Source organism: Arthrobacter sp. 49Tsu3.1M3 (assembly GCF_900168135.1).
Taxonomy (GTDB): Bacteria; Actinomycetota; Actinomycetes; order Actinomycetales; family Micrococcaceae; genus Arthrobacter.
Map to the genome: position 1 here is coordinate 1 of NZ_FUZD01000019.1, position 19,642 is coordinate 19,642.

A 19,642-nucleotide genomic window follows, 5' to 3' on the forward strand; every position below is an offset into this window, starting at 1 on the left:
CCGGCCTCCGCCGCGAGATCCTGGGCAGTCTCACCCGCGATGAACCGTTCGACCAAGGCGAGCTTGAATTCGAACGAGTACACCTGTTTCGTCGGCTTGGCCATCAGCGCTCCTCGACCATGGATTCTCCACCGCAGATAGAGAAGCTGCACCGGCGAGTGAGACACACCCAGGACCCGAGCCGCCGCTTTATCCGCGATGCCCTTCTCAAACCACGCTACAGCGGCCTCGCGCTGCTCTTCGGATAACGGACTACGTACATGCATAAAACTGCTCCCCGGGAGTCGGAACTGAATTTCTCAGTCCAACTTCCGGGGAGCAGTTCAGCGCGAGGGAAGGGCATGTCCATGCGTGCCGGAGCACAGCCGCATCACAGGAAGGGACTGGCCAGCCCATAGCGCTGCCGGGTTCGATGGGGTCATGACAAAAATGCCGCAGCCCCCGCACGAGCCGCACCCCAACCACGACCGCGGCCTGGAATTCGATCTCTCCACCCTCGTCAGCCGCCGGTCGCTGGGCATGATCCTCGGCGCGGGAACGGCCGCAGCCCTCGCGGCCTGCAGCCCGGGCGGCACAAGCGGCACCAGCGGCAGTCCGACGTCGGCCGCGGGGACCTCGTCGGCAACAGTCCCATCGGCAACAGCCCCGGCGACGGCGTCGGCGTCGGCCACTCCGACGCTGACCCGGGCGATCGCCGAGTGCGGAGTCGAAATTCCGCAGGAAACCGCCGGCCCCTACCCCGGTGACGGTTCCAACGGCCCCAACGTCCTCGAGGCATCCGGCGTGGTCCGTCAGGACATCACCTCCAGCTTTGGGACCTCCACCAGCACGGCCGAGGGCGTACCGCTGACCGTCACGCTAACCCTTCTCGACAACGCCAACGGCTGCACCCCGCTGGCCGGTGCCGCGGTGTACGCCTGGCACTGTGACCGCGAGGGCAAATACTCCATGTACGATTCCGGGCTTCAGAACGAGAACTACCTCCGCGGCGTCCAGGAGGCCGACGCGAACGGCCAGGTCACGTTCAAGACCATCTACCCCGGTGCCTACAACGGCCGCTGGCCGCACATCCACTTCGAAGTGTTCGAGTCCATGAACAATGCGACGGCGGCCGGCCAGGTCCTGGCGGTGTCACAGATCGCGCTGACCGAGGCCGCGTGCAAGGAGGTCTACGCGTCGGCCGGGTACGAATCCAGCGCGCAGAACTTCCCCCGCACCACGCTGAAGTCCGACAACGTCTTCGGCAACGACGGCGGCATCTACCAGCTGGCCACCATCACCGGCTCGGTGGCCGCGGGCTATGCCGCCGGTCTCAACGTCACCGTCTAGGCGCAGCGTCGCCCGGGACCGCAGCCGCCGGGGCCCGTGCGTGCCGGGCTAGACTCGGAGCCATGCCCACACCGAGCACTGCCGCAGAGCACATCCAGGACCTCGGCGCGTACGTCAGCGCGTCGCCGTCGAGCTTCCACGCCGTCCACGAGGCCGCGCGGCGGCTGGACGCGGCGGGCTTCACAGGCCTGGACGAACTGCAGGCCTGGCCGGAGCCCGCGGCCGCCACCGGCAAGTTCTACGTGATCCGCGACGGCGCCCTCATCGCCTGGGTGGTGCCGGCAGGCGCCGGACCGACCACGGGTTTCAACATCCTCGGCGCGCACACGGACTCGCCCTCCTTCAAACTCAAGCCCAAGCCCACCACCGGCAAGTTCGGCTGGCTGCAGGCCGGCGTCGAGGTCTACGGCGGACCCCTCCTGAACTCCTGGCTGGACCGCGAACTCCAGCTCGCTGGCCGGCTCGTCATGCGCGACGGCACGCAGCATCTCACGGCCACCGGTCCTCTGCTGCGCTTCCCGCAGCTCGCCATCCACCTGGACCGGGCCGTCAATGAGGGCCTCGCCCTGGACAAGCAGCAGCACATGAATCCGGTCTTTGGCCTGGGCGATCCCGCCGGCGAAGACCTGCTCGGACTCCTCGCGGACCGGGTTGAAGATGCCGAGGTGGATCCCGCGCAGATCGGCGGGTATGACGTTGTTATCGCAGACACCCAGGCCCCGGCGGTGTTCGGCGCTAAGGGCGAATTCTTCGCTTCCGGCCGGCTCGACAACCTCTCCGCGACGCACGCCGGGCTCACGGCGCTGATGGCCCATGCCGCCACGCCAGTGCCTGACGGTGCACCGATTGCCGTGCTGGCCGCCTTCGACCACGAGGAAATCGGCTCGGCGTCCCGGTCCGGGGCGTGCGGGCCCATTCTCGAAGATGTGCTCGTGCGGATCTCGGACGGACTCGGCGCCTCGTCAAGCCAGCGGCGGCAGGCCTTCGCGGCGTCGTTCTGCGTCTCCGCGGACGCCGGCCACGCCGTGCACCCGAACTATCCCGAGCGGCACGACCCCGCCAACCGGCCGGTCCTCAACGGCGGTCCGCTGCTGAAGATCAACGCCAACCAGCGCTATGCCACCGACGCCGCCGGCGCCGCCCTCTGGGCCGGGCTGTGCGCCGACGCCGGTATTCCGTACCAGGAATTCGTCTCCAACAATGTAATGCCGTGCGGGTCGACGATCGGCCCGCTGACCGCCACCCGGCTGGGAATCCGGACGGTCGACGTCGGGGTCGCCCTGCTGTCGATGCACTCGGCACGCGAACTCTGCGGTGTCGAGGACCCGCACCGGCTGGCCGTGGTGACCCAGACGTTCTTCCGGACGGCGGCCTAACGCCGGCAGCGCCCTACGCGGCGACGCCGACCACGAGGTTGATGGTCGTTGCCAGAATGATGGTCCCAAAGAGGTAGGAGAGCAGGCTGTGCTTGAGGGCCTCGGCCCGGATGCCATGGTTCTGCAGGGCGGTGTCCGATACCTGGTACGTCATGCCAAGGCTTGTGGCCAGGTAGGCGAAGTCGGTGTACTGCGGCGGCCGGCTTTGGTTGAAGTCGATACCGCCCACCCGGGAGCCTGCCTTCGTGCCCGTGCCGTAGTAGAGCTCCGCGTACCGCAGTGTGAACAGCGTCTGGACCAGGGTCCAGGACAGCGCCACCGAGACTACCGCGAGCAGCCCGCCGGCAATCCTTGAGAGAGTGTCAGTGTTGTTGTGCGAATCCACGATGACCGCTCCCGCCGCCGCCAGGCTGGCGGCGTTGGCGGCCAGGATCAGCAGGTCCGTCGTGCTCCGGGCCGGGTCTTCCGTTGTGGCGTGCAGCCGGGTGTCCGCAGGGTCGAGGCGGCCGATAACCAGCCAGACCCAGACGACGTAGGTCAAGGCCGCGGCGCACCAGCCAACCGTGGGAGCCTGCACCCAGTGTCCCGACATTCCGGCCGCCCCGGCGGCGAGCAGCCCCAACAGCACCATGGCGGCGAAGCGGAGGCGGCTGCGGCGGAGCGGTGGCGGCATGGCTGACGAGGGCTTGGTGTGCATTTTCAGATCATGGCACAGCCGATGCGCCCCCCGACTGAGCGCTTGCCGTGTGGCGGTTATCCACATGGCCGCCGGCGCTCTTCCCGGCCAGGTCGCGGGGCCGTACGGTGAAGGCACGGAATCGCGGATTCCGGCCCGCATGCACTAAGCTATTGAAGTCTGTGCTGCGCCCTGCCTCCGTTCCGGCGGTGGGCATTGCATGACACCGCAAATGAACCTCCTGTTACGGAAATGCCGTAACCGCTTAGCCCAAAGGAGGTGGGTTCACATATGCGTCCTTACGAATTGATGGTAATCATCGACCCCGAGGTCGAAGAGCGTGCCGTTGAGCCGTCGCTTCAGAAGTTCCTGAACGTCATCACCAACGATGGTGGAACCATCGAAAAGGTTGACATCTGGGGCCGTCGTCGCCTGGCTTACGAAATCCAGAAGAAGTCCGAAGGTATCTACGCCGTGGTGAACTTCACCGCTGAGCCGGCTACCGCCAAGGAACTTGACCGCCAGCTGAGTCTCAACGAGACCATCATGCGCACCAAGATCACCCGCCCCGAAGAGCAGAAAGTTGTTGCTGAGTAATTCAGCGGCCAACCTTCAATCTTCAACCCCGCAGGAACGCACAAGGAGGCAGTAGATGGCAGGCGAAACCACTATCACGGTTATCGGTAACCTCACCAATGACCCCGAACTCAGGTTCACACCGTCCGGTTCGGCCGTAGCGAATTTCACCATCGCTTCTACTCCCCGCACCTTCGACCGGCAGTCCAATGAGTGGAAGGACGGGGAAACCCTGTTCCTCCGCGCTTCGGTCTGGCGCGAAGCAGCCGAAAACGTCGCCGAGTCCCTGACCAAGGGCATGCGCGTTATCGTCTCCGGCCGCTTGAAGAGCCGTTCCTACGAAACAAAAGAAGGCGAGAAGCGCACCGTTATCGAGCTTGAGGTCGATGAAATCGGCCCGAGCCTGCGCTACGCCAACGCCAAGGTCAACCGCACCCAGCGCTCCGGCGGTCAGGGTGGTCAGGGTGGCTTCGGCGGCGGCAACAGCGGCGGTGGATTCGGTGGCGGCCAGGGTGCAAACCAGGGCAGCAACACCGGTGGGACATGGGGCGGCAACCAGCCCGCCGCGCAGGAAGACCCGTGGGCCACGCCCGGGGTCAGCAATGCGGGCGGCGGCTGGGGCAACGGCCCGGATTCCGAACCTCCCTTCTAAACAACATCTAAGGTCCGGCAACGAAAACCGACTGGCCCCCGCAAGGCGGCCTGGTGCAGACTGCGCCGGATCACCACCATCCCGTGGATCAATATCCACGGGCTCCATCGAATAGGAGCTCCACGATGGCTAAGGCTGAACTCCGTAAGCCCAAACCAAAGTCCAACCCCTTGAAGGCCGCTGACATCACTGTCATCGACTACAAGGACGTAGCATTGCTGCGCAAGTTCATCTCCGACCGCGGAAAGATCCGCGCCCGTCGCGTCACTGGCGTCACGGTGCAGGAACAGCGCAAGATCGCCCAGGCAATCAAGAACGCCCGCGAAGTTGCTCTGCTGCCTTACTCCGGCGCTGGCCGCGGCTAAGGAAGGGATTAACTAAAATGGCAAAGCTCATTCTGACCCACGAAGTAACCGGTCTCGGTGCTGCTGGCGATGTTGTCGAGGTCAAGGACGGTTACGCACGTAACTACCTGCTGCCCCGCAACTTCGCCCTGACCTGGTCCAAGGGTGGCGAGAAGCAGGTTGAGTCCATCAAGGCTGCCCGCGTTGCCCGCGAGCACGCTTCCCTGGAAGACGCTCAGAAGCAGGCTGCTGCACTCTCCGCCAAGCCGGTCAAGCTGGTCGTCAAGGCTGGCGCAACCGGACGCCTGTTCGGCACCGTCAAGCAGGGCGACGTGGCCGACGCTGTTGAGGCCGCAGGCCTGGGCCGCATCGACAAGCGCAAGGTTGAACTGCCGGCACACATCAAGTCGACCGGTTCCTACCAGGCAAACGTCCGTCTGCACGACGACGTTTCCGCTGTGATCGAACTCGACGTAGTCGCAGGCAAGTAGCCCTCAACGGCTGCAGTCCTGAACTGCTGGAAGGCCCCCGCCTCCGGACCTCTTTGAGGGACCGAAGGCGGGGGCCTTCTGCTGTTAACTCCACCTCTTTGGAGGCACTAGCCCGAAGCTTGGCCGTGGTGCAGCGCCGTGGTGACATGCCGGTAGCCGAGTCGGACCAGTTCCGCGAGCACGGCCTCGTCGACGTCGTCGAGCCTGTTGATGTACAGGCAGCCGGCGCCGAGCTTGTGCCTGCCCAGCCGGCCGAGGAGTTCGGCGTCCTCCGGCCCATAGGTCAGGCCGTAGAGCGATAGGCTGGATTTCCTGGGGGAGAAGCCGACCGCCGCGGCATCGCCCTCCCTGCCGCTCGCGTACTTGTAGTGGTAGCTACCGAAGCCCACAATGGTCGGACCCCACATTTGCGCCGGTTCGCCCGTTATTCCGGACATCAGCGCCAGCAGGCGGAACGCGTCGGCGCGCCGGACCGGATGCTCGACGGCGGCCAGGAACTCCTGCACCGACGCGCCGGTTGCCTGCGTTTTGTTTTCAGCCATGAGGGCAGTCTGGCAGGGCGCGGGACTCCTGTCAGGCGCAGGGGGTGCCCGGGAATAAATCCCCTTGCCCGCCGCTTCTAAGGGTAGATGCAAACGCATGTAGTCGCGTTGCTGACCAGGATTCAATTTAGGAGCACTCCGTGGAAACCCGCCGTATCACCGTTATCTCCGCCGGACTCGGCGTCCCCTCCTCAAGCCGTCTGCTCGCGGACCAGCTGGCGGCCTCGGCCGAGCGGCAGCTTGCCGCGGCCGGCTACGCCGTAGACATCGAGGTCCTGGAGTTGCGGGACCTCGCCGTGGACATCGCCAACAACTTTGTGACCGGGTACGCGGCTCCGAGGCTCGCCGACGTGATCGCCCGCGTCGAGGCCTCTGACGGCCTGATCGCCGTCAGCCCCGTGTTCAGCGCGTCCTACAGCGGGCTTTTCAAGTCCTTCATCGACGTGCTCGACCCCAAGGCCCTCGAAGGCAAGGCCGTGCTGATCGGGGCCACCGCCGGCACGGACCGGCACCAGATGGTGCTGGACTTCGCGATGCGGCCGCTCTTCACGTACCTGCGCACCCGGATCGCCGCCACCGCGGTTTTCGCCGGGCCGCAGGACTGGGGAAACAACGACGACGGCGGCTCGCCGCTGTCGGTGCGCGTGGACCGCGCGGCGGGGGAGTTTGCCGCCCTGCTGCAGGACTCAGGGCCGCGGCAGAAGCCGGCCGCGCTGGAGTCCCTGCCGTTTGAGCAGCTGCTGGCCGGGATCGCTGCCCACCGGTAAGGTCTGCCCGGCGCTGGGCTTCCGGGCCCGCAGCGCCGTCCGAACCTTTTCGGCCGCCCACTCGTTGTCCGGGACATGAAGTGTCCCGTGGATTCTATTGACCTGATCATGAGTGAGCGCAGCGGCGTGGAGATCGACTACTGCCCCCAATGCCGCGGGGTGTGGCTGGACCGGGGAGAGCTGGACAAGATCATCGACCGTGCGGCGGAGTCGTTTGGCCCGGCAGCCGCCGTCCCCGCCGCACGACTGCCGCCGGCAGCGTTCCCGCCTGCGGCGGTTTCACCTGCGCCGGCCGGCCACATTCCGCCGCCGCTGTACAACGTCGACCCGCGCCGGAACGACCGGCGTCCGGATGACCGCTATGACGAGCGCCGGTACGATGACCGCCGCGACCGTCCCCGGTCCGACCAGCCGAGGTATGAGCAGCCGCGTTACGATGACCGCCGCCGTCCGAAGAAGAAGGAAGGCTGGCTGGGGGACTTGTTCGACTTCTAGCCCTGCCGGGTCCCCGGCCCCGCGGGTGGCCCGGAGGGGGCGTGGGCCCCGTGGTGCTCAGTCGCCGAGCAGTGCGATGAATTCCCGGGCCTGTTTCATGGAGATATCCGAGTGGCGGGTCAGTGCGGTCGCTGCGGCCTCGGTGTCGCCGCTCTTGGCCAGGGTGCGGATCCTCCCGTAGATCTCATCATTGAGCATGTTGCTGCTCACCTCGCGGGTGACATCGCCCTTGCTGGCGATCGCGCGGTAGCGGTACGAGAACCGCTGCGGCACGTCGTCGTCGTCCGGAACGGCCGCCGGCGCGTGCTCAGGGGCGCGGAACGGCTGGGGGTGGGCTGCCAGCGCCGCGACGGCGTCGCGGGACGCCCGGAGGCCCTCGCCCGTGGCCTCGAGGTAGACCTTGATGGCGGCCATGGCCTGCCCCTGCGCGATCAGCGCGTAGAGCTGCCGGTGCTGCTCCTCGGTGAGCCTGGCGGCCGCCGTCCGGGCCAGCTCCGCAGAGTCGGGGTCCGGCTGCGGCGCTGGTGCGGGCCTGGTGCTTTCGCCGCGGCGGCTCCACGCGCGCACCGCCAGCAGCACGGCGGCGGCCACGAGCACCAGGATCAGTACGGGAATGAGCAGTGAGTCCATGTGCTAGAGCCGATCTACGTAATTCTTTGCGGTCTTCAGGTCCGAGCTGGTCGATTGCCGCAGCAGCCGGACGGCCTTCGTCTTGTGGCCGTCGTGGGCCAGCGACTGGAGCTGCAAGAGGAGTTGGGGGTTCAGGTGTCCAATGGCGGACAACCCCTCCTGGTGGCCGGAGCCGTCCCGGCCCAACAGGGCGGAGCGCGCGTGGTCGGCCTGTTGCGACTGCTGCTGGGAGTTCTGGCTGGGGCGCGTGGTCGCTTCAATCCGGGCGCGGGATGCCTCGGCAGCCCGGACCTGCGCCGCGTAGTGGGCCTGGGACTTGAGCGCCAGTTCCTGCTGGTAGCGCTCGGCCTCTGAGATGCCGTGGTTCCGCGGCTTCAACGCCGTGACCGCCGCCCAGAGCACCGCCGCGAGGATGAGGGCAGGCAACATGACTATCAGTACATCGCCCATGATTAGAGCTTATGCCAGATTGCGGTTATCCACAGCATGTTCCGCACCTTGCGTACAGTGCGCCGCGGCTGGCGTCAATTCGGCTCGATGGGAATGAATCCTGTCCCAAAAGGTGCGTATCGGGCGGCAAATGTGGCCTCCTGTGCCGCATCCTATCCCCAGCCCCAAGGTGCAGGCTGTGGATGAAGCTAGGCGGAAATTGTTTTGTGTCCACAAGATGAATGCAACATTTCCGCAGGTCAAGTACTGATTGCAGGCTTAACTTTTTTTCTATCCACAGCTCTACCCACAGACTGTGCACAAGCATCAGGCACTAGTGCACAGGTTATCCACAGGGCAGCGGAGCGGCCGGGTTGGTGCCTGCCCCGGCGGCGGATAACGTAGCAGGATATCGGGCGTGGGAAGCGGAAAACCTGCGGCCGCCGGATGGTGCCCACCAGGACACCGGCGCCGGGATCCGGTGCCCTGCGGCCGCACCATCACTGTGGACAACGGCGGTCGCTGGGCCGGCACGAACTGTCGGAGCTGACTGGTAAGAATAGAGCGGCCGGCATGTGCCGGGTTTCCCGCCAGCATCCAGCAGTTCGGAATCACAGCAGTTGGGAATCACAGCAGTTCGGTATCACGGCCGTTGAGCATCACGGCCGTTGAGCACCGCAGCGGCCGGGCGGTGACCCGCCGGGATACGGCGCTTGGCCTTAAGGCACTGGGTACGAGGGCATTGGGCATAAGGCGCAGTGCTTACGCGCCGCGGCGAACGGATATCCGCCACGGCACACAATGAAGGACGGCAGTTTTGTCAGTTACGCATCTGGACTCAGTCGAGGGTACGCGGGGAGCCGAGGGCAGCCGCAAGCCTCCGCAGGACATCCCTGCGGAGCAGTCAGTCCTGGGCGGCATGATGCTGTCCAAGGACGCGATCGCCGACGTCGTCGAGATCCTGCGTGGCCAGGACTTCTACCGTCCGGCGCACGAAACCATCTACGAGGCCATCATCGACCTCTACGGCCGCGGCGAGCCCGCGGACGCCGTGACCGTCTCGGACGAGCTGACCAAGCGCGGCGAAATCAACAGGATCGGCGGACCCGCCTACCTGCACGAACTCATCCAGACCGTCCCCACGGCCGCCAACGCCGGTTACTACGCTGAAATCGTGGGCGAACGCGCCGTGCTGCGCCGCCTGGTCAACGCCGGCACCAAGATCGTCCAGCTCGGCTACGGACAGGACGGCGAGGTCGAAGACCTGGTCAACCAGGCCCAGGCCGAGGTCTACGCCGTCGCCGAACGCCGGACCGCCGAGGACTATGTGGTCCTCAAGGACGTCATGGAATCCACCGTGGACGAGATCGAGGCCTCCGGCCACCGCGGCGAGGGCATGGTGGGTGTCCCCACCGGCTTCTACGAGCTCGATGAACTCACCCACGGACTGCATCCCGGCCAGATGATCGTCATCGCCGCCCGCCCGGCCGTCGGCAAGTCCACGTTCGCGCTGGACTTCGCCCGCTCGGCCGCCATCAAGAACAACCTCGCGACCGTCATGTTTTCCCTCGAAATGGGCCGCAACGAGATCGCCATGCGCCTGCTGTCCGCCGAGGCCACGATCGGTCTCCAGGATCTCCGCAAGGGCACCATCAAGGACGAGCAGTGGTCCAAGATTGCCACCACCATGGGCCGGATGAACGATGCGCCGCTGTTCATCGACGACAGCCCCAACATGTCGTTGATGGAAATCCGGGCCAAATGCCGGCGCCTGAAGCAGCAGCATGACCTCAAGCTGGTGATCCTGGACTACCTGCAGCTGATGAGCTCGGGTAAGAAAGTGGAATCCCGCCAGCAGGAAGTCTCCGAGTTCTCCCGTGCCCTGAAGCTTCTGGCCAAGGAACTCCAGGTGCCGGTGATCGCACTGTCGCAGCTGAACCGTGGTTCCGAGCAGCGCCAGGACAAGCGTCCCATGGTCTCGGACCTGCGCGAATCCGGCTCCATCGAGCAGGATGCCGACATGGTGATCCTGCTGCACCGCGAAGACGTCTACGACAAGGAGTCCCCGCGCGCCGGCGAGGCGGACATCCTGATCGCCAAGCACCGTAACGGCCCCACCAAAGACATTGTGGTGGCCTTCCAGGGCCACTACTCGCGGTTTGCCAACATGGCCGCCGACGCCGGCGGTGGCGGCGGCTTCTAGCCCCGCCCGGCCCTAGCGGTCGCCGGCCGCGAGCAGGTGGTTGGGCAGCCGGTTCCCCGGGGCCCGGCCGCGGATTTCCAGCAGTTCGCGGGCGTGGGCGTGGAGCCGGATATCTTCCGCTGACACCGGCACCCACTGCGGAATCGGGACCGAGGTGCCGGTCTCGTCGCGGGCGACCATGACTGTCAGGCAATAGGTGGTCAGGTTCAGCTCGCGCCCCTTGGGGTCTCCGGAGCGGACATGGACGGCGATGTGCATGCCCTTGGTGCCCGTATAGACCAGCCGGGCCTCCACCTCCACGACGTGGCCGATCAGCAGCGGCCGGTAGAACCGCACGCCGCCGGAGAATACGGCCACGGTGTCCTTGCCGCAGTAGCGGGAGGCGCAGACGTAGGCAGCCTCGTCGATCCACTTCATGACGATGCCGCCGTGCACCTTGCCGCCCCAGTTCACGTCGGTGGGCGCGGCCATGAACCGCAGCACCACGCGCTCGGCCGTGCCGGCGTCGGTATATTCCTGTCCGCTCATGGCCTCCACGATGTCCTCGCGGACCTTGATCCGGGCCAGCGCGTGGTCCCGCTGTTCGATTTCGTCCGGTGTCACAGGGGCGAACTGCGGCACCGGTGTGGGCTTGCCGTCCGCGCCCACGGCCACGAAGATCACGATGCACTGGCTGCGCATGGTGGCGGGGCCGCCCTTCGGATCGCCCGAGGACACTACGGTGCGGATATGCATCGAGGACCGCCCGGTGTACACGATCGTGGCCTCGACCTCCACCATGTCGCCGCTGTTGACCGGGTCCGCGAAGTGGATGTTCCCCACGTAGGCCGTCACGCAGTAGGACTTTGCCCAGCCGACGGCGGCGGCATAGGCCGCCTTGTCCACCCACTCGAGCACGGTGCCGGCGTCGACTGAGCCGCTGTGGCCGACATCGGTGGGGGCCGCCAGGAAGCGCAGGGTCACGGAATTGGGCGCGTTCTCGCTCATATTGTGAGTCTACTGATTGGCCCGGCAGGCGCCGCCGGCCGGCGACACAATGGCTGTCCGGCACGCCATAACCACGCCATAACCCGGAGATACACGACGGCGGGCGGCCACCAAGAAAGGTGACCGCCCGCCGTCGTGCGCTCCAGGGCGTGAGCTATGCCGTGGAGGCCTTAGGCCAGAACGCGGAGCTTGGAGTCGGCGCGGCCGAAGAGGGCGCGGTCGGCGGAGAGCTTGCCCGCACCGACGAGGGCCACGGCTGCGGCGGCGGCCGCCAGGATCAGGACGAGTTCATAGCCGCCGGTTGCGACGAAGACGCCGGCGGAGGCGTGGACCATGAACAGGGCGCCGAGCATGTCCAGTGCGAGGAGGGCCGCGAACACGCGGGTGAGCACGCCCAGGATCAGCGCGACACCGCCGACGAGCTCGAGGGTGGCGACGACGGGAGCCGCCGCCTGGGCTGCCGGAACACCCATCTGGGTGAAGGCGGCCTGGGTGCCTGCGATCGTGAATTCGTTGAACTTCTGCCAGCCGTGGGCGGCGAAAAGGAAGCCGGCGATGACGCGCAGGATGGTTCGGGCGGAGGTGGTCAGGGCGGGCTGGTTCATGGGAAGTACCGTTTCGTAAGTAGGGGGGCGTCGCGGCTCTCAGCTGCCGCGGCTTCAGTTGCGTTCAAGATCCAGTGTTCCGGATATTTAGTTGAAATGTCAACTAAAAGACGTGCGGAGTCGATTCAGTGGCCCGGCTAGGGTTAACGCGTGCAACCTTCCCCGCCGCTGTCCACCGCCCCGCCGCCGACTACCGGGCAGCGCCGGGAAATCCTGCGCCTGGCAGTGCCGGCCTTCGGCGCCCTGATCGCCGAGCCGCTGTTCCTGCTCGCGGATTCGGCCGTTGTGGGCCATCTTGGCGTAGCCGAACTGGCCGGCGTCGGGCTGGCATCGGCGGTCCTGCACACGGCAGTCGGACTGATGGTGTTCCTCGCGTACTCCACCACCCCGGCAGTGGCGCGGGCCATCGGCAACGGCCAGCTGGCCAAAGCCCTCGCCGCCGGGCGCGACGGCATCTGGCTGGCGCTGCTGCTCGGACTCGTCCTGGCGGCCGCCGGGTTCCTGGCCGCGGGGCCGCTCCTGGACCTGATGGGCGCCGACGGCGAGGTGCATGCGTTTGCCGTGGACTACCTGCGGGGGTCCATGCCCGGCCTCGTGGCGATGCTGCTCATCTTCGCGGGCACCGGGGTGCTGCGCGGACTCCAGGACACCCGGACCCCGCTGATCGTCGCCGCCGCGGGTTTCACGCTGAACATCGCGCTGAACCTGGTCCTCGTCTACGGGTTGGGCTGGTCCGTGACCGGCTCGGCCGTGGGCACGAGCATCGCGCAGTGGGCCATGGCGGCCGTCTATGTGTTGATCGTCCGGCGCAACGCCCGTAACAACGGGGTGTCTCTGCGGCCGGACTGGCGTGGCATCCGGGCCCTGACCGGGGTGGGTTCCTGGCTGATGCTGCGCACGCTCAGCCTGCGGATCGCGATTCTCGCCACGGTGGTGGTGGTCACCGCCCAGGGGCCGGTCAATCTCGCTGCACATCAGCTGGCCATGACCATCTTCACATTCTTCGCTTTCGCCCTCGACGCCCTCGCGATCGCGGCCCAGGCCTTGATCGGGAAGGAACTCGGCGCGGCCCGGCCGGTGGCGGCACGCGCGCTGACGCGCACCATGACCCGGTGGGGGGTCGGCTTCGGCGTCCTGACCGGAATCCTTCTGGCAGCCGCGGCACCGTGGGCGGGCGCCCTCTTCACGCCCGACGCCGAAGTCCGGGCGGCACTTACCCTCGCCCTGTGGGTGCTCGCCGCCGGGCAGCCGCTGGCCGGGTACGTCTTCGTCCTCGACGGCGTCCTCATCGGCGCGGGCGACGCCCGCTACCTGGCGATCGCCGGCGTCGTCAACCTCGCTGCCTACCTGCCGCTGCTGCTGGCCGTGCTGTATTCCGGCGCCGGTGCCGGCGCCGGATTGCTCTGGCTGTGGGCCGCGTTCTCACTCGGCTACATGGCGGCGCGGGCGCTGACGCTGGGCCTCCGGGCCCGCACGGACCGGTGGATGGTGCTCGGCGCGCGGTGAGTGCGGGCTGGGTCCGTGCCAGGCGCGCGCCTGGCGCGAACCGCCGCCGGGCCCGCACTGGGCCCATACCGCCGGCGGACGTGCGAAGCGGCGGCTTCGCACTAAACTGGACGGGTGACTCTTCCCGCAGCGCCTGACGCGACCCCTGCCATCCGCGCCGCGGCCGACCTCTTCAAGCCCGTGCTTGTCAGGGCCGCCGTCGCGCTCGTGTTTGGCGCGGTCACCGTGTTCTGGGCCGCGCCGCCGGAATCGGGCATGGGCTGGGCCGGCGGCCTCTACCTGCTGGCCACCGGCGTTGTGATGATCTGGACCGTGCCCAAGACCGGATTCCCCCCGCGGGAAGGCGCTGGCAGGGTCCTCTCCGCCGGCGGGGCAGCCCTGGCCGGAGCCGGCGCGGCCGTGGCCCTGATCCCCGCCCCGCTCGTCTTCGGAATCATCGCAGCCCTGGGCCTGGGCGTGGCCGGCGCCGCGGAGCTGTTCGCGGGCATTCGTGGCCGGGGCCGGTCCGTGCTGGCCCGTGACTGGATCGCCTCCGGCGTGATCGGACTGGGCACTGCGATCGCGCTGCCGTTCTTCATCGGCCTCGGCCCGCACGCCCTCCTCGGCGTCGCCGGCGGCGGGGCCATCATCAGCGGCGTCCTGTGGATGCTGTCCGGACTGACCCTGCGCCATGATGCTCCGGGCGATTCCGCGGAGGCCGTAAACTAGTACCGACAGGTTCTACCCGGCGTAGAACAATTGCGGTAACAAGACAGCCACGCTGTGAGCGCGGGCTGCAGGAGGAAAACACCTTGGCACAGCAGAAACCCGGAGCGCCCCGCAGCCTGCGGACCTCGGTCAAGGGGCCGCTCATGTTCTCCGCGTTCTGGGCCGTGGTGGTGTTCTTCGGCGTCCTGATCTTCGCCTCGGGCGGCAGCGCCCGCTCACCCCGGTTCGATCTGGCGCTCACCGGCGCCGGCATCGCCTTTATTGTGATCCTGGTGGTGGCCGCCATGCTGGCCATGAGCCACAAGGAGAATCCCGCTGACCTGGGGAAGGGTTCCGGCGTCAATCTCAGTTCCAAGCGCACGCCCTCCGGCCACGGCGGCCCGTCAGCGCAGCCCCGGCCCGAGGCCGGCCCGGGCGATTCCCGTGACAGCGGCCCGCAGGCCTAGCAACGAGGCCTAGCAGCGAGGCCTCACGGTGCGACCTGACAGGGCGGCCTGGGAGCACGGCCCGACTGCCGGCGCCCCTCTGCCGGCGCCCCTCTGCCGGCGCCCCTCTGCCGGCGCCCCTGGAGTCAGGACGCGGCTTTCCGGGCCCGGTACGCGGCCACGTGCGCGCGGTTGGCGCAGTTTCCCGTGTCGCAGTAGCGCTTCGAACGGTTGCGGCTCAGATCCAGTACGACGGCGTCGCAGTCGTCCGCGGCGCACACCAGCAGGCGGTCCATTTCCTTGCTGCGGATCACGTCCACGATCGCCATGGCCGCCTCAGTACTCATCCGGTCGGCCAGCGGCGCTTCCGGGGTGGTGGCGTGCAGGTGCCAGTCCCAGGGTTCGTGCTTGACCAGCTGGGGCAGCGCCCGGGCCTCCCGGAGCAGCCGGTTCACGGTCTCCGCGGCTGCCGACTCCTCGGCTTGCCAGAGTTCGGCGAGCTCGCCCCGGAGCCGCCGTACGCTTGCCAGCTCGGCCCCGTCCCGGGTGCGGGAGCCGGTGAAGCCCTCGGCCTCCAGGAAGGCGTCCAGATCCTTGACCGTGGCCAAATGTTCCTCACCGTTGGCCGCGGTGTTGATGAGGTTGACCACAGAACGCAGGGCAACTTCCGTGTCAGGGGCAAAAACCATCTTGACTCCTTACCTTGCCGGGGCGTAATGTCATGAGCATAACCCTACTTTACTCCTGACAGGAGAATGCCCGTGTCTGCCCCCCAGCGCCCCGCCGCCACGCCGGTCCGAGACCTAGCCGCCCAGCGGTCTGCCTCCGAACCGGGTGGCACCCCGCAGGGAAGCAAACTCGAGGGCAAACAGGGAGGCAAGCAGGCCGCCAGGCAGAGCACCACGCGGGCCGCCGCACCATCCGGGTTCATGGCATCGGGCCTGGGCGTCGCCCTGTTTTCGTCCGCGGTGTTCGGGCTCTCCGGATCATTCGCCAAGGCGCTCCTGGAAACGGGCTGGACTCCCGGGGCGGCCGTCACGGCCCGGCTTACCGGTGCGGCCCTGATTCTGGCCGTTTTCGCCATTCCCTCCTTGCGGGGGCGTTGGCACCAGCTCCGGGACAACTGGCTGACCGTGCTGCTGTTCGGATTCATCGGCGTCGCCGCCTGCCAGCTGTTCTATTTCAACGCCGTATCCCGGCTTTCGGTCGGCGTCGCCCTCCTGCTGGAGTACCTGGCGCCGGTGCTGATCGTCCTCTGGCTGTGGGCCGTTAGCCGGAAACGGCCGAGGCCACTGACCATTGCCGGCACTCTCCTGTCCCTCGGCGGGCTGATCTTGGTCCTGGACCTCACCGGAGCCGTCAAGGTCGACCTCATCGGGGTGCTGTGGGGGATCGCGGCCGCGGTGTGCCTGGCCATCTACTTCTTCATCACGGCCAAGGAAAACGACACCCTGCCGCCCATCCTTCTGGCCTCCGGCGGGCTCATGGTGGGCGCAATCGTCATGTGGCTTACCGCGGCAACCGGGCTGCTGCCGATGGCCTTCAGTACGGCCGACACCCGCCTGGGGCCCTGGGTCACACCGTGGTGGGTGGCGCTGGGCGGCCTCGTTGTCCTGGCCACGGTGGTGGCGTATGTGTCAGGAATTGTCGCCGCGCGGGCGCTCGGCTCGAAAGTCGCATCCTTTGTCTCGCTCACCGAGGTGCTGTTCGCCGTCATCTGGGCGTGGCTGTTGCTCGGCGAACTGCCCGGACCCATCCAGCTCCTGGGCGGCCTGCTGATTGTCGGCGGGGTGGTGCTGGTCCGGCTGGACGAGCTCCGGGCCCCGTCCGGCACCGGCGCGGCAGCGCTGGACCACGCGAACGACTGCGAGCCCGTGCCGTAGGCGGTTGTCCGTTCCGGCCCGAGGCCCTCGTTCCCGGACCCGATGGCCTTTAGCATGGAGATATGTGCCGAAATATCCGGACCCTCCACAATTTTGAACCGCACGCCACCACCGCGGAGGTGGAGGCCGCCGCGTTGCAATACGTGCGCAAGATCAGCGGCAGCACCAAGCCGTCCAAGGCCAACGAGGAGGCCTTCAACCGGGCTGTGCATGAGATTGCCCATGCGACGCAGCACCTCCTCGACTCCCTGGTGACCCATGCCCCGGCCAAGGACCGCGAGGAGGAAGCGGCCAAGGCCAAAGCCAGGGCTGCCATCCGCTATGGCGCGGCCTGAGGCGGGGGCGCCCGGGCTAAGGCCGGATTACTTCCCGAAGCTGCGCAGCCGCAGCGAGTTGGCCACCACCAGCACGGAGCTGGCGGCCATGGCCGCGCCGGCGATCATCGGGTTGAGCAGGCCCAGGGCTGCCACCGGGATGCCCACGGCGTTGTAGAAGAAGGCCCAGAAGAGGTTCGTCTTGATGGTGCCGAGCGTCCGGCGGGAAAGCTCGATCGCCTGCGCCACCTGTCCGAGGTCGTTGCCCATCACCGTCAGATCGGCTGCCTCGATGGCGACGTCGGTGCCGGAGCCCATGGCGATGCCCAGGTCGGCCTGCGCCAGCGCCGCGGCGTCGTTGACGCCGTCCCCGGCCATGGCCACAGTGGCGCCGGCCGCTTGCAGCTTCCGCACGGCCTCAACCTTGCCCGCCGGGAGCACACCGGCAAAGACGTCGCGCGGGCTGATTCCGACGGCGGCCGCCACCTGGGCAGCGACAGTGGCGTTGTCGCCGGTCAGCAGGATCGGCCGGAGCCCAAGCTCCCGGAGCCGGGTAACTGCGGCCGCGGAGCCGGGCTTAATCGTGTCCCGCAGGCTGATGATTCCGGCGATTTCGCCGTCCACGGCAACCCAGACGGCCGTGGCGCCGGAATCTTCGGCAGCACCCAGGGCCTCGCGCTGAGCCGAGGCCGGAGCGACGCCGGACTCCAACAGCCAGCCGGTGCGCCCCGCGACCACGCGGCGGCCGCCAACCGTGCCATCGACGCCGCCGCCGGGTGCGGAGCGGAAGCCGGCGACGGCGGGGAGGCCGGCGCCGTCGTTGGTCACGCGCCCGGCCGCCGCGCCCAACGCCGCAGCGGCGATGGCCCGGGCGATCGGGTGCTCGGAAGCGTTTTCCACGGCCCCCGCCAGGCGCAGGACCTCGGCTTCGCTGTGCGGGCCGAAACTTTGGACGTCGTCCACGGCAAGGCGGCCGGTGGTGACGGTCCCGGTCTTGTCCAGCAGGATCGTGTCCACCGTCCGGGTGTCCTCGAGGACTTGCGGACCCTTGATCAGGATCCCCAGCTGGGCGCCCCGCCCGGTCCCGGTCAGCAGTCCGACGGGGGTGGCCAGCCCGAGGGCGCAGGGGCAGGCAATGACCAGCACGGCGACCGCGGCGGTGAAGGCGGCCCGGACCTCGTCGGCGCTGACGGCCGGTGCGGCCGCAATCAGCCAGGCCCCGAAGGTGAGGGCGGCGATGACCAGGACGACCGGTACGAAGACGGCGCTGATGCGGTCGGCGAGCCGGGCGATCGGCGCTTTTCCGGTCTGCGCCGCGGAGACGAGCCTGCCCATCTGGGCCAGGGTGGTCTCGGACCCGACGCGGGTGGCACGGACCAGGAGCCGGCCTGAGGTATTGATGGTGGCCCCGGTGACCTGGCTGTCCGGACCGACTTCCACGGGCACGGATTCGCCGGTCACGAGGGAAGCGTCCACCGCAGAGGTACCGTCGGTGACGACGCCATCGGCGGCGATCTTCTCGCCGGGGCGGACCACGATCACGTCCCCGAGGGCCAGCTGGTCGGCCGGGATCTTGTGCTCGGTGCCGCCGCGCAGGACCGTAGCGTCTTTTGCCCCCAGGTCCAGGAGGGCCTTGAGGGCGTCGCCCGCCTTCCGTTTGGCGTTGGCCTCGAGGTAGCGGCCGAGCAGCAGGAACGTGGTGACCACGGATGCGACCTCGAAGTACAGGCCGCCGGAGCCCATGCGCTCCGCTGCGGGATGTTCGGTCATGCCCGGGTCGGCGAGGAGTTGCCCGACCGAGAACGAGTAGGCGGCAATCACGCCGATGGACACCAGGGTGTCCATGGTCGAGGCCAAATGCCGCGCGTTGATGGCCGCGGCGCGGTGAAACGGCCACGCCGCCCAGGCAACCACCGGCAGGGCCAGGATGGCGGCCACCCAGCCCCAGTTCGGGAACTGGAATGCCGGGATCATCGAGATTGCGAAGACCGGGACGGTGAGTACGGCCGCCACCACCAGCCGCGGACGAAGCGAGGGTGCGGCTGTGCCGGCCGGAAAATCGGTGCCGGCCGGAAGTCCTGCGTCCTCCACCCGCGTGCCCGGATACCTGGCGGACCGGACCGTGGCCTTGTAGCCCGCGGCCGCGACGGTGGCGGTGACCTGGTCGTCGGTGATGTCTGCCGGTACGCTGACTCGGGCGGATTCGAGGGGCAGGTTGACGCTGGCCTCGACGCCGTCGAGCTTTCCGAGCCTGCGCTCGACCCGGTTGACGCAGGAGGCGCAGGTCATGCCCTCGATGTCGAGGTCAATGACACGGCTCCCGGCCTGGTCCAACAACTGCTCGCTGCTCACGGCGCCCTTCTTTTCCCGCTCGATTGGTTTTCTGCTGTTCCGGTGTCTGGGCCCGACGGCGGTTGCCGTTCCGGTGTCTGCGCCCGCCCGGCGCGGATGTCACTCAGGCGTCGCTGGCGACCACGAGGTAGCCGGCCTCGGCGACTGCCTCGCCGATTTCGGAGGCGGACAGTTCGTCGCTGGAGGTGATCGTGACGGTGGAGATGCCGCCGGCGTTGAGGTCGACGTCGACCTTTTCGACGCCGGAGAGCGCCTCAAGTTCTTCGCTGACGGAGGACACGCAGTGGCCGCAGGTCATGCCGGAAACGTTGACGGTGGTGGAAACGGGGGCCATGGGGTGCTCCTTGTCGCT

General features: G+C 67.7%; 23 protein-coding genes. 14 read left to right on the forward strand and 9 right to left on the reverse strand.

Features of this window, described 5'->3' with window-relative positions; all coding sequences use genetic code 11:
• The first annotated feature begins 429 nt into the window (after positions 1-429).
• Together B5X90_RS16635 and B5X90_RS16640 are read left to right on the forward strand one after the other, a co-directional pair.
• On the forward strand, positions 430-1,329 hold the full coding sequence (locus B5X90_RS16635) for an intradiol ring-cleavage dioxygenase (protein ID WP_143264794.1): 900 nt from the start codon (positions 430-432) through the stop codon (positions 1,327-1,329).
• Between the two features lie 62 nt (positions 1,330-1,391).
• Positions 1,392-2,705, forward strand: coding sequence for a M18 family aminopeptidase (locus tag B5X90_RS16640; RefSeq protein ID WP_079555008.1), 1,314 nt, complete (start codon positions 1,392-1,394; stop codon positions 2,703-2,705).
• 13 nt (positions 2,706-2,718) lie between these two features.
• Here the strand turns inward: B5X90_RS16640 and B5X90_RS16645 are convergent, their stop codons facing one another.
• Positions 2,719-3,402 (reverse strand): DUF1345 domain-containing protein, encoded by a 684-nt coding sequence (locus tag B5X90_RS16645; protein WP_079555010.1) that lies wholly within the window; start codon positions 3,400-3,402, stop codon positions 2,719-2,721.
• Positions 3,403-3,672: 270 nt separating this feature from the next.
• Between B5X90_RS16645 and rpsF the strand changes: the two genes are divergently transcribed.
• From rpsF to rplI, 4 genes are all read left to right on the forward strand, one after another.
• Positions 3,673-3,978 carry a 30S ribosomal protein S6 gene (rpsF, locus tag B5X90_RS16650; protein ID WP_026266755.1) on the forward strand — a complete coding sequence of 102 codons (306 nt, stop codon included), beginning with the start codon at positions 3,673-3,675 and terminating at the stop codon, positions 3,976-3,978.
• A 55-nt stretch (positions 3,979-4,033) separates the two neighbouring features.
• Positions 4,034-4,609 (forward strand): single-stranded DNA-binding protein, encoded by a 576-nt coding sequence (locus B5X90_RS16655; protein ID WP_079555013.1) that lies wholly within the window; start codon positions 4,034-4,036, stop codon positions 4,607-4,609.
• A 125-nt stretch (positions 4,610-4,734) separates the two neighbouring features.
• Entirely contained in the window at positions 4,735-4,974 is a 240-nt protein-coding gene (gene rpsR / locus B5X90_RS16660; protein WP_003800144.1) for a 30S ribosomal protein S18, read from the forward strand.
• 17 nt (positions 4,975-4,991) lie between these two features.
• A complete protein-coding gene (rplI, locus tag B5X90_RS16665) occupies positions 4,992-5,444 on the forward strand; it encodes a 50S ribosomal protein L9 (protein ID WP_018775331.1) in 453 nt (150 codons plus the stop codon).
• Between the two features lie 107 nt (positions 5,445-5,551).
• On the opposite strand, the gene B5X90_RS16670 is transcribed toward rplI, so the two are convergent.
• Entirely contained in the window at positions 5,552-5,986 is a 435-nt protein-coding gene (locus B5X90_RS16670) for a DUF1801 domain-containing protein (RefSeq protein ID WP_079555015.1), read from the reverse strand.
• Between the two features lie 140 nt (positions 5,987-6,126).
• Between B5X90_RS16670 and B5X90_RS16675 the strand changes: the two genes are divergently transcribed.
• Both B5X90_RS16675 and B5X90_RS16680 read left to right on the forward strand, forming a co-directional pair.
• On the forward strand, positions 6,127-6,753 hold the full coding sequence (locus B5X90_RS16675) for an FMN reductase (RefSeq protein ID WP_079555017.1): 627 nt from the start codon (positions 6,127-6,129) through the stop codon (positions 6,751-6,753).
• Between the two features lie 75 nt (positions 6,754-6,828).
• Positions 6,829-7,248, forward strand: coding sequence for a TFIIB-type zinc ribbon-containing protein (locus tag B5X90_RS16680; protein WP_079555019.1), 420 nt, complete (start codon positions 6,829-6,831; stop codon positions 7,246-7,248).
• A gap of 57 nt (positions 7,249-7,305) precedes the next feature.
• Here the strand turns inward: B5X90_RS16680 and B5X90_RS16685 are convergent, their stop codons facing one another.
• The gene (locus B5X90_RS16685; RefSeq protein ID WP_079555021.1) at positions 7,306-7,878 is read right to left on the reverse strand and encodes a hypothetical protein; all 573 of its coding nucleotides are present in this window, start codon (positions 7,876-7,878) and stop codon (positions 7,306-7,308) included.
• A gap of 3 nt (positions 7,879-7,881) precedes the next feature.
• Positions 7,882-8,328, reverse strand: coding sequence for a hypothetical protein (locus B5X90_RS16690; protein ID WP_079555023.1), 447 nt, complete (start codon positions 8,326-8,328; stop codon positions 7,882-7,884).
• 796 nt (positions 8,329-9,124) lie between these two features.
• On the opposite strand from B5X90_RS16690, the gene dnaB reads away from it, so the two are divergent.
• Complete coding sequence (dnaB, locus tag B5X90_RS16695) at positions 9,125-10,510, forward strand: replicative DNA helicase (RefSeq protein ID WP_018775337.1); 1,386 nt, start codon at positions 9,125-9,127, stop codon at positions 10,508-10,510.
• A 12-nt stretch (positions 10,511-10,522) separates the two neighbouring features.
• On the opposite strand, the gene B5X90_RS16700 is transcribed toward dnaB, so the two are convergent.
• A complete protein-coding gene (locus tag B5X90_RS16700) occupies positions 10,523-11,497 on the reverse strand; it encodes an acyl-CoA thioesterase (protein WP_079555025.1) in 975 nt (324 codons plus the stop codon).
• Positions 11,498-11,667: 170 nt separating this feature from the next.
• Positions 11,668-12,102 carry a DoxX family protein gene (locus tag B5X90_RS16705; protein ID WP_079555027.1) on the reverse strand — a complete coding sequence of 145 codons (435 nt, stop codon included), beginning with the start codon at positions 12,100-12,102 and terminating at the stop codon, positions 11,668-11,670.
• Positions 12,103-12,252: 150 nt separating this feature from the next.
• On the opposite strand from B5X90_RS16705, the gene B5X90_RS16710 reads away from it, so the two are divergent.
• The 3 genes from B5X90_RS16710 to B5X90_RS16720 all read left to right on the forward strand — a co-directional run bounded on the left by B5X90_RS16710 (position 12,253) and on the right by B5X90_RS16720 (position 14,762).
• Positions 12,253-13,608 carry an MATE family efflux transporter gene (locus B5X90_RS16710; RefSeq protein ID WP_256860296.1) on the forward strand — a complete coding sequence of 452 codons (1,356 nt, stop codon included), beginning with the start codon at positions 12,253-12,255 and terminating at the stop codon, positions 13,606-13,608.
• Between the two features lie 114 nt (positions 13,609-13,722).
• Complete coding sequence (locus tag B5X90_RS16715; RefSeq protein WP_079555029.1) at positions 13,723-14,316, forward strand: hypothetical protein; 594 nt, start codon at positions 13,723-13,725, stop codon at positions 14,314-14,316.
• A gap of 83 nt (positions 14,317-14,399) precedes the next feature.
• On the forward strand, positions 14,400-14,762 hold the full coding sequence (locus tag B5X90_RS16720; RefSeq protein ID WP_079555031.1) for a hypothetical protein: 363 nt from the start codon (positions 14,400-14,402) through the stop codon (positions 14,760-14,762).
• Between the two features lie 125 nt (positions 14,763-14,887).
• Here the strand turns inward: B5X90_RS16720 and B5X90_RS16725 are convergent, their stop codons facing one another.
• Entirely contained in the window at positions 14,888-15,430 is a 543-nt protein-coding gene (locus B5X90_RS16725; protein ID WP_079555033.1) for a CGNR zinc finger domain-containing protein, read from the reverse strand.
• 240 nt (positions 15,431-15,670) lie between these two features.
• Between B5X90_RS16725 and B5X90_RS16730 the strand changes: the two genes are divergently transcribed.
• The gene (locus tag B5X90_RS16730) at positions 15,671-16,624 is read left to right on the forward strand and encodes an EamA family transporter (protein ID WP_079555145.1); all 954 of its coding nucleotides are present in this window, start codon (positions 15,671-15,673) and stop codon (positions 16,622-16,624) included.
• Between the two features lie 62 nt (positions 16,625-16,686).
• Positions 16,687-16,959, forward strand: a complete 273-nt coding sequence (locus B5X90_RS16735) for a DUF2277 domain-containing protein (protein WP_079555035.1) — start codon at positions 16,687-16,689, stop codon at positions 16,957-16,959.
• Positions 16,960-16,986: 27 nt separating this feature from the next.
• Here the strand turns inward: B5X90_RS16735 and B5X90_RS16740 are convergent, their stop codons facing one another.
• Positions 16,987-19,290: a heavy metal translocating P-type ATPase gene (locus tag B5X90_RS16740; RefSeq protein ID WP_079555038.1), complete on the reverse strand. Its 2,304-nt coding sequence runs from the start codon at positions 19,288-19,290 to the stop codon at positions 16,987-16,989.
• Positions 19,291-19,393: 103 nt separating this feature from the next.
• Positions 19,394-19,624 (reverse strand): heavy-metal-associated domain-containing protein, encoded by a 231-nt coding sequence (locus tag B5X90_RS16745; protein WP_079555040.1) that lies wholly within the window; start codon positions 19,622-19,624, stop codon positions 19,394-19,396.
• Between the last annotated feature and the right edge of the window lie 18 nt (positions 19,625-19,642).

Coding starts and splice junctions, on each gene's coding strand:
- B5X90_RS16635 (WP_143264794.1), top strand. CDS start 430: ATGCCGCAGCCCCCGCACGAGCCGCACCCCAACCACGACCGCGGCCTG.
- B5X90_RS16640 (WP_079555008.1), top strand. CDS start 1,392: ATGCCCACACCGAGCACTGCCGCAGAGCACATCCAGGACCTCGGCGCG.
- B5X90_RS16645 (WP_079555010.1), bottom strand. CDS start 3,402: ATGCACACCAAGCCCTCGTCAGCCATGCCGCCACCGCTCCGCCGCAGC.
- rpsF (WP_026266755.1), top strand. CDS start 3,673: ATGCGTCCTTACGAATTGATGGTAATCATCGACCCCGAGGTCGAAGAG.
- B5X90_RS16655 (WP_079555013.1), top strand. CDS start 4,034: ATGGCAGGCGAAACCACTATCACGGTTATCGGTAACCTCACCAATGAC.
- rpsR (WP_003800144.1), top strand. CDS start 4,735: ATGGCTAAGGCTGAACTCCGTAAGCCCAAACCAAAGTCCAACCCCTTG.
- rplI (WP_018775331.1), top strand. CDS start 4,992: ATGGCAAAGCTCATTCTGACCCACGAAGTAACCGGTCTCGGTGCTGCT.
- B5X90_RS16670 (WP_079555015.1), bottom strand. CDS start 5,986: ATGGCTGAAAACAAAACGCAGGCAACCGGCGCGTCGGTGCAGGAGTTC.
- B5X90_RS16680 (WP_079555019.1), top strand. CDS start 6,829: ATGAAGTGTCCCGTGGATTCTATTGACCTGATCATGAGTGAGCGCAGC.
- B5X90_RS16685 (WP_079555021.1), bottom strand. CDS start 7,878: ATGGACTCACTGCTCATTCCCGTACTGATCCTGGTGCTCGTGGCCGCC.
- B5X90_RS16690 (WP_079555023.1), bottom strand. CDS start 8,328: ATGGGCGATGTACTGATAGTCATGTTGCCTGCCCTCATCCTCGCGGCG.
- B5X90_RS16700 (WP_079555025.1), bottom strand. CDS start 11,497: ATGAGCGAGAACGCGCCCAATTCCGTGACCCTGCGCTTCCTGGCGGCC.
- B5X90_RS16705 (WP_079555027.1), bottom strand. CDS start 12,102: ATGAACCAGCCCGCCCTGACCACCTCCGCCCGAACCATCCTGCGCGTC.
- B5X90_RS16725 (WP_079555033.1), bottom strand. CDS start 15,430: ATGGTTTTTGCCCCTGACACGGAAGTTGCCCTGCGTTCTGTGGTCAAC.
- B5X90_RS16730 (WP_079555145.1), top strand. CDS start 15,671: ATGGCATCGGGCCTGGGCGTCGCCCTGTTTTCGTCCGCGGTGTTCGGG.
- B5X90_RS16735 (WP_079555035.1), top strand. CDS start 16,687: ATGTGCCGAAATATCCGGACCCTCCACAATTTTGAACCGCACGCCACC.
- B5X90_RS16745 (WP_079555040.1), bottom strand. CDS start 19,624: ATGGCCCCCGTTTCCACCACCGTCAACGTTTCCGGCATGACCTGCGGC.